This window comes from Pseudomonas sp. PLMAX, assembly GCF_046042685.1.
GTDB classification, from domain to species: Bacteria; Pseudomonadota; Gammaproteobacteria; order Pseudomonadales; family Pseudomonadaceae; genus Aquipseudomonas; species Aquipseudomonas putida_AE.
Map to the genome: position 1 here is coordinate 6,034,645 of NZ_CP064949.1, position 14,509 is coordinate 6,049,153.

General features: G+C 61.2%; 10 protein-coding genes. 1 reads left to right on the top strand and 9 read right to left on the bottom strand.

From position 1 onward, the window contains the following. Entirely contained in the window at positions 1-3,897 is a 3,897-nt protein-coding gene (gene purL, locus DKB71_RS27495; protein WP_408598668.1) for a phosphoribosylformylglycinamidine synthase, read from the bottom strand. A gap of 285 nt (positions 3,898-4,182) precedes the next feature. Between purL and mltF the strand changes: the two genes are divergently transcribed. After that, entirely contained in the window at positions 4,183-5,643 is a 1,461-nt protein-coding gene (gene mltF, locus DKB71_RS27500; protein ID WP_323607851.1) for a membrane-bound lytic murein transglycosylase MltF, read from the top strand. A 125-nt stretch (positions 5,644-5,768) separates the two neighbouring features. On the opposite strand, the gene pdxJ is transcribed toward mltF, so the two are convergent. The 8 genes from pdxJ to lptF form a co-directional block, all read right to left on the bottom strand. Then, entirely contained in the window at positions 5,769-6,515 is a 747-nt protein-coding gene (gene pdxJ, locus DKB71_RS27505; protein WP_223458629.1) for a pyridoxine 5'-phosphate synthase, read from the bottom strand. A gap of 49 nt (positions 6,516-6,564) precedes the next feature. Continuing rightward, positions 6,565-7,248, bottom strand: a complete 684-nt coding sequence (gene recO / locus DKB71_RS27510) for a DNA repair protein RecO (protein ID WP_408598671.1) — start codon at positions 7,246-7,248, stop codon at positions 6,565-6,567. Positions 7,249-7,420: 172 nt separating this feature from the next. Beyond that, positions 7,421-8,323, bottom strand: a complete 903-nt coding sequence (era, locus tag DKB71_RS27515; RefSeq protein WP_020799458.1) for a GTPase Era — start codon at positions 8,321-8,323, stop codon at positions 7,421-7,423. Then, on the bottom strand, positions 8,316-9,005 hold the full coding sequence (gene rnc / locus DKB71_RS27520; RefSeq protein WP_018927089.1) for a ribonuclease III: 690 nt from the start codon (positions 9,003-9,005) through the stop codon (positions 8,316-8,318). Before rnc ends, era begins: the two co-directional genes overlap by 8 nt. 184 nt (positions 9,006-9,189) lie before the next feature. After that, the gene (gene lepB / locus DKB71_RS27525) at positions 9,190-10,044 is read right to left on the bottom strand and encodes a signal peptidase I (RefSeq protein WP_180205237.1); all 855 of its coding nucleotides are present in this window, start codon (positions 10,042-10,044) and stop codon (positions 9,190-9,192) included. 5 nt (positions 10,045-10,049) lie between these two features. Next, complete coding sequence (lepA, locus tag DKB71_RS27530; RefSeq protein WP_046818874.1) at positions 10,050-11,849, bottom strand: translation elongation factor 4; 1,800 nt, start codon at positions 11,847-11,849, stop codon at positions 10,050-10,052. Positions 11,850-12,020: 171 nt separating this feature from the next. Continuing rightward, complete coding sequence (gene lptG / locus DKB71_RS27535) at positions 12,021-13,082, bottom strand: LPS export ABC transporter permease LptG (RefSeq protein WP_323607854.1); 1,062 nt, start codon at positions 13,080-13,082, stop codon at positions 12,021-12,023. Continuing rightward, on the bottom strand, positions 13,075-14,193 hold the full coding sequence (lptF, locus tag DKB71_RS27540) for an LPS export ABC transporter permease LptF (protein WP_274074300.1): 1,119 nt from the start codon (positions 14,191-14,193) through the stop codon (positions 13,075-13,077). The genes lptG and lptF overlap by 8 nt, the downstream gene beginning before the upstream one ends. Between the last annotated feature and the right edge of the window lie 316 nt (positions 14,194-14,509).

The following is a 14,509-nucleotide window of genomic DNA, read 5'->3' on the forward strand; positions in this document are numbered from 1 at the left end:
TCAGTTAACCCAGACGCGGGCATTACGGAACATACGCATCCAAGGCGCGTCTTCGTTCCAGTCTTCCGAACGCCACGAGTTCTGCACGGCACGGAACACACGCTCCGGGTGCGGCATCATGATGGTCACGCGACCGTCGCGGCTGGTCAAACCGGTGATCCCGCGCGGCGAGCCGTTCGGGTTGGCCGGGTAGCTTTCGGTGACCTTGCCGTGGTTGTCGACGAAACGCATCGCCACGCAACCGGACAGATCGGCTTCCAGCAACGCTTCTTCGCTGGCGAACTCGGCATGGCCTTCACCGTGGGCGATGGCGATCGGCATGCGCGAACCGGCCATGCCCTGCAGGAAGATCGAGTTCGACTCCTGGATCTGCACCATGGCCACACGGGCTTCAAACTGCTCGGAACGGTTACGCACGAAGTGCGGCCAGAACTCGCTGCCCGGGATCAGCTCGTGCAGGTTGGACATCATCTGGCAACCGTTGCACACGCCGAGGGTGAAGCTGTCGTTACGCTCGAAGAAGCCCTGGAACGCATCGCGGGCACGGCTGTTGAACAACGCCGACTTGGCCCAGCCTTCACCGGCACCCAGTACGTCGCCGTAGGAGAAACCGCCGCACGCCACCAGGCCCTTGAACTCGTTCAGGTCGACACGGCCGGCGAGGATGTCGCTCATGTGCACGTCGATCGCGTTGAAACCGGCGCGGTCGAACGCGGCCGCCATTTCCACCTGACCGTTGACGCCCTGCTCACGCAGCACGGCAACCTGTGGGCGGATGCCTTTCTTGATGTAAGGCGCGGCGATGTCCTGGTTGACGTCGTAGCTCAGCTTGACGCTCAGGCCCGGGTTGTCTTCTTCCAGCAGCACGTCGAACTCTTGATCGGCGCAGTCGGCGTTGTCGCGCAGACGCTGGATCTGGTAGCTGGTCTCGGCCCACTGGCGTTGCAGCAGACGACGCTGGCCTTCGAACACGGTGTCACCGTTGAAGGTGATGTTGATCTGGCCATTGTTGATCGGCTGACCGATCACCGACACGCACTCGCCCAGGCCGGCAGCGCTGAACTGCGCGAGGATGTCCGCGGTAGCGTCCTGGCGAACCTGGATCACGGCGCCCAGTTCTTCGTTGAACAGGATCGCGGCGATGTCGGCGGACGTTTCCGCCAGGCCGTCGAGGTTCAGGCTCAGGCCGCAGTGACCGGCGAACGCCATCTCGACCACGCTGGTCAACAGACCACCGTCGGAACGGTCGTGGTAGGCCAGCAGGTGACCGTCGGCGTTGAGGCCCTGGATCACCGCAAAGAAGGCCTTCAGGTCTTCGGCGTCGTCGACGTCCGGCGCCTGCTTGCCGAGCTTGCCGTGAACCTGCGCGAGGATCGAGGCGCCCATGCGGTTCTGGCCACGGCCCAGGTCGATCAGGATCAGGTCGGTGGTGCCCTTGTCCATGCGCAGTTGCGGGGTCAGGGTCTGACGGATGTCAGTCACTGGCGCGAAACCGGTCACGATCAGGGACATTGGCGAAGTCACGGACTTGTCCACGCCTTCATCGTTCCAGCGCGTGGCCATGGACATCGAGTCCTTGCCCACCGGAATGGTGATGCCCAGCTCAGGGCACAGTTCCATGCCGACCGCTTTCACGGTGTCGTACAGACGTGCGTCTTCGCCCGGGTGACCGGCGGCGGACATCCAGTTCGCCGACAGCTTGATGTCGGAGATCTTGCCGATGCGCGAGGCTGCGATGTTGGTCAGGGTTTCGCCGATGGCCATGCGGCCCGACGCCGGAGCGTCCAGCAGTGCCAGCGGAGTGCGCTCGCCCATCGCCATGGCTTCACCGGTGTAGACGTCGAAGCTGGTGGCGGTGACGGCAACGTCGGCCACTGGAACCTGCCACGGGCCGACCATCTGGTCACGGGCCACGAGGCCGGTGATGGTGCGGTCGCCGATGGTGATCAGGAAGCTCTTGCTGGCCACAGCCGGGTGATGCAGGACGCGCTCGACGCACTCGCCGATGTCCAGGGTCGACGGATCGAAATCGTCGCCCAGCTCGTTTTCACGTACCACCGAACGGTGCATGCGCGGGGCTTTGCCCAGCAGCACTTCGAGCGGCATGTCCACCGGGCTGTTGCCGAAGTGGCTATCCGTAACAGTAAGCTGCGGCTCGGCAGTGGCTTCGCCGACGACGGCAAACGGGCAACGCTCACGTTCGCAGATGGCCTTGAAGCGCTCGAAGTCGGCCGGGCCGACTGCCAGCACGTAGCGTTCCTGGGATTCGTTACTCCAGATTTCGTGCGGGGCCATGCCCGGCTCGTCGTTTGGAATGTTGCGCAGTTCGAAACGGCCACCGCGGTCGCCGTCGTTGACCAGTTCCGGGAAGGCGTTGGACAGACCGCCCGCACCCACGTCGTGGATGAAGCTGATCGGGTTCTTGTCGCCCAGCTGCCAGCAACGGTCGATGACTTCCTGGCAACGACGCTCCATCTCAGGGTTTTCGCGCTGTACGGAAGCGAAGTCCAGGTCCGCCGAGCTGGTGCCGGTGGCCATGGAGGAAGCCGCGCCACCGCCCAGGCCAATCAGCATCGCCGGGCCGCCGAGCACGATCAGCTTGGAGCCGACGACGATCTCGCCTTTCTTGACGTGTTCTTCACGGATGTTGCCCATGCCGCCAGCCAGCATGATCGGCTTGTGGTAACCGCGCACTTCATCGCCGTGCGGGGTGCTGATCGACTGTTCGAAAGTACGGAAGTAACCGGTCAGCGCCGGACGACCGAATTCGTTGTTGAACGCAGCGCCGCCCAGCGGGCCTTCGATCATGATGTCCAGCGCGGTCACGATGCGCTCGGGCTTGCCGTACGGCACTTCCCACGGCTGTTCGAAGCCAGGGATCTGCAGGTTGGACACGGTGAAGCCGGTCAGGCCAGCCTTCGGCTTGGCGCCACGACCGGTCGCGCCTTCGTCGCGGATCTCGCCACCGGAACCGGTGGATGCGCCCGGGAACGGGGCAATCGCGGTCGGGTGGTTGTGGGTCTCGACTTTCATCAGGATGTGCACCGGTTCCTGCACCGCGCCGTACTGGCGGGTTTCAGGGTCCGGGAAGAAACGCCCGGCCACGGAACCGACGATCACCGAAGCGTTGTCCTTGTATGCCGACAGAACGCCTTCGCTGTGCATCACGTAGGTGTTCTTGATCATGCCGAACAGGCTTTTTTCCTGGCTCTCGCCGTCGATGTCCCAACTGGCGTTGAAAATCTTGTGACGGCAGTGCTCGGAGTTGGCCTGGGCGAACATCATCAGTTCGATGTCGTGCGGGTTGCGCTTCAAACCGACGAAAGCGTTGACCAGGTAGTCGATCTCGTCTTCGGCCAAGGCCAGGCCCAGCTCGGTGTTGGCTTTTTCCAGTGCGGCGCGGCCGCCACCCAACACGTCGATCGCGGTCAGGGGCTTGGGTTCGGCGTGGCTGAACAGGCCGGCGGCCTGTTCCAGGTTGCCCAGGACGATCTGGGTCATGCGGTCGTGCAGTGCATCGGCAATCAGCTGGGCGTCAGCATCGCTGAACTGGCCGGCGACGTAGAAGGCAATGCCGCGCTCCAGGCGCTGGATCTTGCCCAGGCCGCAGTTGCGAGCGATGTCGCTGGCCTTGCTCGACCACGGCGAGATGGTGCCGAAACGCGGCAACACCAGGAACAGACGACCGGTCGGTTCCTGGACCGGAACACTTGGACCGTACTTCAGAAGGCGCGCCAGCACCTGCTGTTCGTCGCCGGTCAGGACGCCGGTAACTTCGGCGAAGTGAGCGAATTCAGCATACAGGCCGCTGACAGCCGGAACCTTCTGGCTCAGTTGCTCAAGGAGCTTGCTGTGGCGAAAGGCAGAAAGGGCAGGAGCGCCGCGCAGGATCAACATCTTCGGGACAGCCTCGGGAAGGGGTGTGCTTTGAGGCCGTGCATTCTAGCCTAAACAGCCCGCGACAGCACCCGAAACGCTACGCACGGTTGCACTCGAGTGCCGATCTGTGTTTCTGCCCCGAGAGTCAGGATAACCGGGCGTGTGGCGACAGCTTATTTTTACTGTATCAAAATGCACAAAAGGTCCATTCCTGCGGGCTTTCGGCCGGTTTTTCGATCGCTAGCAGATAGGCCCTTCGCTGTCGAGATATGGCGCCCGTGGTCCTTTGCGTATACTGCGCAGATGTTTTCCCCAACGGCTTTGCGTCCGCGGTACGCCAAATGGCTGATCGCAACCGGACTCTTCCTGATGCTCAGTGGCTGTGTTGATAAACCCAACACACTGGAGCGCGTAAAGGAGGATGGTGTGCTGCGGGTGGTTACCCGGAACAGCCCCGCCACCTACTTTCAGGATCGCAACGGTGAAACCGGCTTCGAATACGAGCTGGTGAAGCGCTTCGCCGACGATCTGGGGGTCGAGCTCAAGATCGAGACGGCCGACAACCTCGACGACCTGTTCGACCAGGTGGGCAAGCCCAATGGCCCGGTACTGGCGGCCGCCGGCCTGGTCAGCAGTGAAGCGCGCAAGAAGCAGGTGCGGTTTTCCCACTCCTACCTGGAAGTCACGCCGCAGATCATCTACCGCAACGGCAAGTCGCGCCCTACCGACGCCAAGGATCTGGTCGGCAAGAAGATCATGGTGCTCAAGGGCAGCACCCACGCCGAACAGCTCGCACAGCTGAAACAGAAATTTCCCGGCATCGAATACGAAGAATCCGACGCGGTCGAGGTCGTGGATCTCCTGCGCATGGTCGACGAAGGCCAGATCGATCTGACACTGGTCGACTCCAATGAAGTGGCGATGAACCAGGTGTACTTCACCAACATCCGGGTCGCCTTCGACCTGGGGGATGCCAGCAACCAGAGCTGGGCCGTGGCCCCGGGTGACGACAACAGCCTGCTCAACGAGATCAACGAGTACCTCGACAAGGTCAAGAAGAACGGCACCCTGCAACGCCTCAAGGACCGTTACTACGGGCATGTCGATGTGCTCGGCTACATGGGCGCCACCACGTTTGCCCAGCACTTGCAGCAACGCCTGCCCAAGTACGAACAGCACTTCAAGGCGTACGCCAAGAAAGAGAAAGTCGATTGGCGCCTGCTGGCGGCGATCGGCTATCAGGAGTCCCTGTGGCAACCGACCGTGACCTCCAAGACCGGCGTGCGTGGCCTGATGATGCTGACCCAGAACACCGCGCAGGCCATGGGCGTGTCCAACCGCCTCGATCCGAAGCAGAGCATCATGGGCGGCGCCAAGTACCTGGCCTACATGAAAGAACAGTTGGACGATTCGATCCAGGAACCGGATCGCACCTGGTTTGCCCTGGCCGCCTACAACGTCGGCAGCGGTCACCTCGACGACGCCCGCAAGCTGGCCGCCAAGGAAGGGTTGAATCCGGACAAATGGCTGGACGTGAAAAAGATCCTGCCGCGCCTGTCCGAGAAGAAGTGGTACAGCAAGACCCGTTACGGCTACGCCCGTGGCGGCGAACCGGTGCATTTCGTGGCGAACATCCGTCGCTACTACGACATCCTGACCTGGGTCACGCAGCCGCAGCTTGAAGGTGATCAGGTCGCCGAGGGTAACTTGCATGTGCCCGGCATCGACAAGTCCAAGCCGTCCCAGGAACCTGCCCCCCTCTAAAACCTACCCCAATCAAAGGTGGGAGCGGGCTTGCTCGCGAAAGCGGAGTGTCAGCCAACAGAGATGTTGAATGACCAACCGTATTCGCGAGCAAGCCCGCTCCCACATTGGGTTTTGTGTTGGGTTTAAGCCTTGGCAGCAGCCGCTAGAATCAGCGCCTTCATCTCCGACACCGCCGACTTGAACCCCACAAACAACGCATGGGCCACCAGCGCATGCCCAATGTTCAATTCGTTGATGCCCTTGATCGCCGCCACCGCCTCGACGTTGTGATAATGCAGGCCGTGGCCGGCATTGACGATCAGGCCTTGAGTCAGGCCGAACGCTACGCCATCGGCGACGCGCTTGAGTTCTTCAGCCACTTCGGTCGGCGTCTCGGCATCGGCATAACGCCCGGTGTGCAGTTCGATGGCTGGCGCACCGACGCGACGCGAGGCCTCGATCTGCCGTTCGTCGGCATCGATGAACAGTGAAACTTCCGAACCGATCTTCGACAGGCGCTCCACCGCGGCCTTGATCCGCGCTTCCTGCCCCGCCACATCCAGCCCGCCTTCGGTCGTCAGTTCCTGTCGGGTTTCCGGCACCAGGCAAATATGCGCCGGGCGAATACGCTCGGCGAACTGCATCATTTCTTCGGTGACGCCCATTTCGAAGTTCATGCGGGTTTGCAGCACGTCCTTGAGCAGCAGCACGTCGCGCTCCTGGATGTGCCGGCGGTCTTCACGCAGGTGCACGGTGATGCCGTCGGCGCCCGCCTCTTCCGCATCCAGTGCCGCCTTGACCGGGTCCGGGTAGCGAGTGCCCCGGGCCTGACGCAGGGTGGCAACGTGGTCGATGTTTACGCCAAGAAGAATGCGGGTGCTGGTGGTCACGGAAGCGCTCCAGAATCAGAAAAAGTTCGGTGCACAGCATACGGGGAGACTACGGCTTGCGAAACAGCTCGCGACTGACCAGAGGCCGGCCACCCAGGTGAACGGCCAGTGCCTGGCGCATCAGACGCTTGGCCGCCGACAACGCACCCGGCGCGCTCCAGTCAGCTTCAGCCATGGCCAGCAGCTCCGTGCCATTGAACAGTCCGGGCTGCAGCAGATAGACCCGCTCCAGGCCCGCATCCACCTGCAAACGATAGAGGCCGTCTGGCGCAACGGGTTGGTCGTGGATATCGGTTATCAATGAAAAGCCGTAGCCCAGGTCATCCAGCAAACGCCATTCGAACGAACGCAGCAACGGCTCCAGCGCTCGACCTTCGGCCAGGGCGAGCAAAGTCGCCGCGTAGTGATCAAACACCGCAGGGAAAGGGTCTTCGGCGGGTAGCAGGCGAATCAACAGCTCATTGAGATAAAGCCCGCTGAACAGCGCCTCGCCGTTGAGCCAGGTGGCGATGCCGGCACTCTCCATGCGCCCGACGTTCTTCAGCTCGCCCCGCCCGCGAAACTCGACCTCCAACGGCACGAACGGGCGCGCCAACGTCCCGGCCTTGCCCCGCGCACTGCGCAATACCGCCCGCAGCCGACCTTGCGGCGTGAGGAAGTCCACCAGGGCGCTGCTCTCGCGGTAGGCGCGGGAGTGGAGGACGTAGGCGGGCTGGGGGATGGGTTGGGACATGGAGATCAGAGCTCTCAATGAATAAACGCAGTTTTACAAGCAACCCAAAACCAATGTGGGAGCGGGCTTGCTCGCGAAAGCGGTGTAACAGTCAACATCAATGCTGAATGTTACATCCTCTTCGCGAGCAAGCCCGCTCCCACAGGGTTTTGCTGTGTATCTGAAGCCCCAGTTACAGGTCGCCGTAACCCAGCGAACGCAAGGCGCGCTCGTCATCGGACCAGCCACCCTTCACCTTGACCCACAGGTTGAGCATGATCTTGGAGTCGAACAACAGCTCCATGTCCTTGCGCGCTTCGGTGCCGATGCGCTTGATGCGCTCGCCCTTGTCGCCAATGATGATCTTCTTCTGGCCATCACGCTCGACGAGGATCAGGGCATGGATGTGCAGGGTCTTGCCCTGCTGCTTGAACTCTTCGATTTCAACGGTGATCTGGTACGGCAGCTCGGCGCCCAGCTGGCGCATGATTTTCTCGCGTACCAGCTCGGCGGCGAGGAAACGGCTGCTGCGGTCGGTGATCTGGTCTTCCGGGAAGAAGTGATCGTTTTCCGGCAGATGATCAGCGATGACCTTTTCCAGCGCGTCGAGGTTGTGCCCGTGCTGCGCGGAAATCGGGATGATCTGCGCGTTCGGCAGCTGCTCCTGCAACCAGCTCAGGTGCGGCATCAGCTCGGCCTTGTCTTCGATGCGATCAGTCTTGTTCAGTGCCACGATCAGCGGGCCGGTCACGTACTGGACGCGCTCGAGGACCATCTGGTCTTCGTCGGTCCACTTGGTGCGATCGACCACGAAGATCACCACGTCGACGTCTTTCAACGCCGCCGAAGCGGTCTTGTTCATGTAGCGGTTCAGGGCCTTCTCGCCACCCTTGTGCATACCAGGGGTGTCGACGTAGATCGCCTGCACATCGCCCTCGGTCTTGATGCCGAGCATGTTGTGACGGGTGGTTTGCGGCTTGCGCGAGGTGATCGCCAGCTTCTGGCCGAGGATGTGGTTGAGCAACGTGGACTTGCCCACGTTCGGACGGCCGACGATGGCAACATAGCCACAGCGTGTTGCGTTTGTATCAGTCATTGCCATTCTCCACACCCAGGGCAATCAGTGCTGCGGCGGCCGCTACCTGTTCGGCAATACGACGGCTCACACCCTGACCTCGGCTTTTTTCATTCAATAGGATGATTTCACATTCGACGAAGAACGTCCGGCAATGCGGTTCACCCTGGATATCCACCACTTCGTAACGCGGCAGCTCGCAACCACGGGACTGCAGGAATTCCTGCAGGCGGGTCTTTGGATCTTTGTTGGTGTCGACCAGCGTCAGGCCTTCGAACTCTCCGGCCAGCCAGGCCAGCACGCGCTCGCGTGCCACTTCCATGCCAGCGTCCAGGTAGATCGCACCAATCAGCGCTTCCAGGGCATCGGCCAGGATCGACTCGCGACGGAAACCGCCGCTTTTCAATTCACCGGAGCCCAGGCGCAGGTATTCGCCCAGGTCGAAACCACGGGCCAGTACGGCCAGGGTCTCACCTTTGACCAGGCGTGCGCGCAAACGCGACAGCTGGCCTTCGCGGGCCAGCGGGAAGCGATCGAACAAGGCCTCGCCGGCGACGAAGTTGAGGATGGCATCACCGAGGAATTCCAGGCGCTCGTTGTTACGCCCGGCAAAACTGCGGTGAGTCAGGGCCAGGACCATCAGTTCCTGATCCTTGAAGGTGTAGCCGAGCTGACGCTCGAGACGGCTTAAGGAGACGCTCACGGTTTACCCACGCTGAGTTCGTGGTTGGATTCCACCGCCATCGCCGTGAGTCGGCGCAGGCTTGGGACAATTAACGCTGTGTTCAAAAATAACGTCCTGAATATCGTTGTTTTCATGCAACTGTCGCCGATTGTACCGACTCCAGAAATGCATTCGGCGCTGTGTTCAACAGCGCCGTGTTTGATTACTGGATCAGGCCAACCCGCGAGAAATTCGGCAGGTGACTGAGTTTGGGTTCCGGCCAGCTCATCCAGACTGCGAAGGCCTTGCCGACGATATTCTTGTCGGGAACCATGCCCAGCAGATCCTTGGGAATGGCTGGATCATCCCAGTAGCGACTGTCGTTGGAGTTGTCGCGGTTGTCGCCCATCATGAAGTAGTGCCCGGCGGGCACGGTCCATGTACGGTCCGGCGTTGCGCGGTAGCGGCTCATTTCCTTGCGGATCAGGTGCTCGGCGACACCGAGTTTTTCCTTGTAGAGCTCGGCGCTGCCCAGCGTGCCCGGCTCGGAACCGACCAGCTTTTCGGCAATCGACTCGCCGTTGACAAACAGGCGCTTGTCAGCGGTGTACCGCACCGTGTCGCCCGGCAGCCCCACTACACGCTTGATGTAGTTGACGTTCGGATCGCTCGGATAGCGGAACACCATCACATCGCCACGCTGTGGCTCACCGACTTCGATGACTTTCTTGTCGATCACCGGCAAGCGGATCCCGTAGGAAAACTTGCTCACCAGGATGAAGTCGCCGACGTCCAGGGTCGGTTTCATCGAGCCGGACGGGATCTGGAACGGTTCCACCAGGAACGAACGCAGCACCAGCACGATGAACAACACCGGGAAGAACGACTTGCCGTATTCAACCAGCAGCGGTTCCTTGCTCAGCTTCTCGACCACCACCCCGTCAGGCTGGCTGACGCTGCCCTGATAGGAAGCGATGGCGGCACGCCGACGCGGTGCCAGGATCAACAGATCGAGCAACGCCAACAGGCCGCAGACGAACACGGCGATGACCAGCAACAGCGGGAAATTTAGTGACATAGGACCTAACTATCCAACCTGAGCACGGCAAGGAAGGCTTCTTGTGGAATTTCCACGTTGCCGACCTGCTTCATGCGTTTCTTACCGGCCTTTTGCTTTTCCAGCAGCTTTTTCTTACGGCTGACGTCACCGCCGTAGCATTTGGCCAATACGTTCTTTCTGAGCGCCTTGACGGTTGTACGCGCCACAATCTGCCCGCCAATGGCGGCCTGGATTGCCACGTCGAACATCTGCCGCGGAATCAGTTCTTTCATCTTCTCGGTCAACTGGCGACCTTTGTAGTGCGCATTGTCACGGTGCACGATCAGCGCCAGGGCGTCGACCTTGTCGCCGTTGATCAGCACGTCCAGTTTCACCAGACTAGCCGATTGGTAACGATCGAAATGGTAATCCAGCGAAGCATAGCCGCGACTGGTGGATTTCAGGCGATCGAAGAAGTCCAGAACCACTTCGTTCATCGGCAAATCGTAGGTCACCTGGACCTGGGAGCCGAGGAACAGCATGTCGACCTGCACGCCACGTTTTTCGATACACAGGGTAATGACGTTACCTAGGTGCTCTTGCGGCACAAGGATATTGGCGCGCACGATCGGCTCGCGCATGTCTTCGATCGACGACAGATCCGGCAATTTAGACGGGTTATCGACGTAGATCGTCTCACCGGTCTTGAGCAGCAGCTCGAAGATTACCGTCGGCGCCGTGGTGATCAGGTCCAGGTCGTACTCGCGCTCCAGGCGCTCCTGGATGATTTCCATGTGCAGCATGCCGAGGAACCCGCAACGGAAGCCGAAGCCCAGGGCGTCGGAGCTTTCCGGGGTGTACTGCAGCGACGAGTCGTTCAGGGTGAGCTTTTGCAGGGCTTCACGGAAGTCTTCGAAGTCGTCGGAGCTGACCGGGAACAGACCGGCATAGACCTGCGGCTGAATGCGCTTGAAACCAGGCAGCACATCGACGTCCGGCGTCGAGCTCAAGGTCAGGGTGTCACCTACCGGTGCACCGTGAATGTCCTTGATACCGGCAATGATAAAGCCTACTTCACCGGCTTTCAGGTCGACGGTAGCGGTGTGTTTCGGGTTGAACACGCCCACGCTGTCCACCAGGTGGATCTTGCCGGTGGACTTGACCAGGATCTTGTCGCCCTTCTTCACGCGACCGTGGCGCACGCGCACCAGGGACACGACGCCCAGGTAGTTGTCGAACCAGGAGTCGATGATCAACGCCTGCAGCGGATCTTCGATGTTGCCGGTTGGCGCAGGAATGGTGGTGACCAGGCGCTCCAGCACTTCATCGACGCCCAGGCCGGTCTTGGCACTGCAAGTGACCGCGTCGGTGGCATCGATGCCGATGATTTTTTCGATTTCTTCTTTGACGCGGTCCGGATCGGCCTGTGGCAGGTCGATCTTGTTCAGCACCGGCATCACTTCCAGGCCCTGCTCGATCGCCGTGTAGCAGTTGGCAACCGACTGTGCCTCGACGCCCTGACCGGCATCGACCACCAGCAGCGCGCCTTCACAGGCGGCCAGCGAACGGCTCACCTCATAGGTGAAGTCAACGTGGCCGGGGGTATCGATGAAGTTCAGCTGGTAGGTGACGCCATCGCGAGCCTTGTAATACAGCGTAACGCTGTGCGCCTTGATGGTGATCCCGCGCTCACGCTCAAGATCCATGGAATCCAGTACCTGGGCTTCCATTTCACGCTCGGCCAGGCCGCCGCACATCTGGATGAAGCGATCGGCCAGCGTCGACTTGCCATGGTCAATGTGGGCGATGATGGAGAAATTGCGGATATGACTCAAATCACTCACGGATCAACACTCAAAAAGGCTGCAGGCATAGCCCGCCGAAAAATAGCCGGGAATTGTACCTGATCCACGGCGCAAGCGTCACGTTTGCAGGCCAGACGGCCCGTACAAAAACGCCCCGGTCTGGTGACAGGGGCGTTTTTCATCATCGGCGCAGCGCGGAACAGGCCGCCATCAACCGGCGCGACGCAACAACCAGAGCCCAGCCAGGGCACAGACACTGGCGGGCACGAGCACCGCGAACAGTGGCGAAAAACCGAACACCAGGCTCGAAGGCCCGAGCAAATCCTGGGCAATACGGAAGGTGAAGCCCACCAGTACGCCAGTGAACACCCGCTGACCAAGGGTCACAGAGCGCAGCGGACCGAAGATGAAGGAGATCGCCATCAGCACCAGGGCCGCGGTGACCAGGGGCTGCAACACCTTGACCCAAAATGCCAGCCAGTAGCGGCCGTTGTTCAGCCCCTGGTCCGCCAGATAGTGGATGTAGCCCCAAAGCCCCGAGATCGACAGCGATTCCGGCGCCATGACCACCGTACTCAACAGTTGCGGGCTCAACGCCACTTCCCAGCGCTCGACCGGAGCGGTGACCACTTCGGTGCTCTTCTCGTGGAACACCGTGGTGGTGACATCTGACAACTGCCAGTGATCCTTGTCGAACTCCGCGCGCTTGGCGAAGCTCGCCGACAACATGTGGCGTTCCTTGTCGAAGTGATAGCGGGTCACGCCATACAGCAGGCCATTGGGTTGCACGGAGTTGACGTGGATGAACTCGTCACCCTGGCGATGCCACAGGCCGTGCTTGGCACTTTGTGCATCGCCACTGCCCTGGGCCAGCGAGCGGTTGGCCTGGGCGGTGCTTTCGGTCGCTGGCGCCACGTATTCGCCGATCAGCACCCCCACCACCATCAGCACCAGCATCGGTTTCATGACCGCCCAGACGATGCGCCCGATGGACACGCCAGCCGCGCGCATGATCGTCAGCTCGCTGTTGCTGGCCAGGCTGCCGAGACCGATCAGGCACCCGATCAGGGCCGCCATCGGCAGCATGTCGTAGAGCCGGCGTGGCGCCGTCAGCAACACGTAGCTCAGGACATCGAGCAGGGTGTAGGTATCGCTGGCGTCGCCCATCTCGTCGATGAACGCGAACAGCGTGGCCAGGCCGAGAATGATCCCCAGTACCGCCAGGATCGCCACGAATACGCTGCTACCGATGTAGCGATCGAGCTTAACCACGGGCCACCTCCCGCGCGCTGCGGCGACTCGCCCGCTTCAATTGCAAGGGTTCCCAGTAGAGCAGGCCCAGGCCGATGACCAGGAATATCCCGTGCACCCACCACAAGCCCAGCGCCGGCGGGATCTTGCCCTTTTCGAGGGCGCCGCGCGCGGCAATCAGGATGGTCAGGTAAGCCATATAAAGAAGGATCGCCGGCAACAGCTTGAGGAAACGGCCCTGGCGCGGATTGACCCGCGACAGCGGCACCGCCATCAAGGTCACGATGAACACCAGCAACGGCAGGGACAGGCGCCATTGCAGCTCGGTGCGGGAGCGGATGTCGTCGCTGCCCAGCAAGGAGCCCGTGGTCATGGCGTCACGGTCGGTCACTTCGTCGCTGACGTCCGGCTTGGGCAGCAGCACGCCGTATTCGTCGTACTTGATCGCCCGGTAATCAGCCTGCCCCGGGTTACCGTCATAGCGGTAGCCGTTGTCGAGGATCAGGTAGCGGTTGCCGTCGGGGCGGATTTCCTGCCGGCCTTTTTCAGCCACCAGTACGGAGATCCCGCGATCCTTCTTGTCGGAACTGATGTTCTTTTGCGAAATGAAGACCCCCGCCAGGTTGATGCGGTCGTCTGTCAACTGCTCGGTATAGGTCACCCGCGTACCGTCGCGCAGGGCCTGGAAGCGGCCTGGCTCGAGGGTGTCGAACTCGGTCAGGGCATCCTGCTTGTTCAGCAGCAACTGGAACTGATTGGCACCCTGGGGCGCCAGGCTCAGGCTCAACCAGGCAACGACCAGGGCAACCAGGGTCGCCGGGAACAGGGTCATGCGAAACAGGCGTTGCTGGCTCATGCCCGTGGCCGACAGCACGGTCATCTCGCTTTCAAGGTACAGGCGGCCATAGGCCAGCAGGATCCCGAGAAACAGGCCCAGCGGCAGGATCAGCTGCAGGAACCCTGGCAGGCGAAAGCCCATGATGAGGAACAGCGAGCCCGGATCCAGTTGACCCGAAGCGGCCTGCGCGAGGTACTTGATGAAGCGTCCACTCATGATGATGACCAGCAACACCGCACTGACGGCGCTCAAGGTCAACAGGACTTCGCGGGATAGATAACGGAAGACAATCAAACCAGACACTCCAGGGTTGTCAGGCTAAGGCGGCCAAACAAGCAAACACATCAGACAGCCCGCATTGCAGAACTGCTGAAAAAAGATGGCGCATTATCCTGTGATTGGGTGCGCCTGTCACTGCGCAATGCGCGGGCAGGTATGTAGGAGCGAGCTCGCTCGCGATGGTCGTCAACGATAACGCGTGAAGCCTGACACCCCGTGGCGCTCTCAGGTTTTTCGCGAGCAAGCTCGCTCCTACAGTGGCCGACGAAACCGTGAAGATCGTACAACACAGGGTTGTCAGGCGCCGCCGGCGAGGTTCAAACTGCCGCCT

What these genes read in the sequence shown, in the direction of transcription:
- mltF (WP_323607851.1), top strand. Translation starts at nt 4,183, where the DNA reads ATGTTTTCCCCAACGGCTTTGCGTCCGCGGTACGCCAAATGGCTGATC.
- purL (WP_408598668.1), bottom strand. Translation starts at nt 3,897, where the DNA reads ATGTTGATCCTGCGCGGCGCTCCTGCCCTTTCTGCCTTTCGCCACAGC.
- recO (WP_408598671.1), bottom strand. Translation starts at nt 7,248, where the DNA reads ATGTCCCAACCCATCCCCCAGCCCGCCTACGTCCTCCACTCCCGCGCC.
- lepB (WP_180205237.1), bottom strand. Translation starts at nt 10,044, where the DNA reads ATGTCACTAAATTTCCCGCTGTTGCTGGTCATCGCCGTGTTCGTCTGC.
- era (WP_020799458.1), bottom strand. Translation starts at nt 8,323, where the DNA reads ATGACTGATACAAACGCAACACGCTGTGGCTATGTTGCCATCGTCGGC.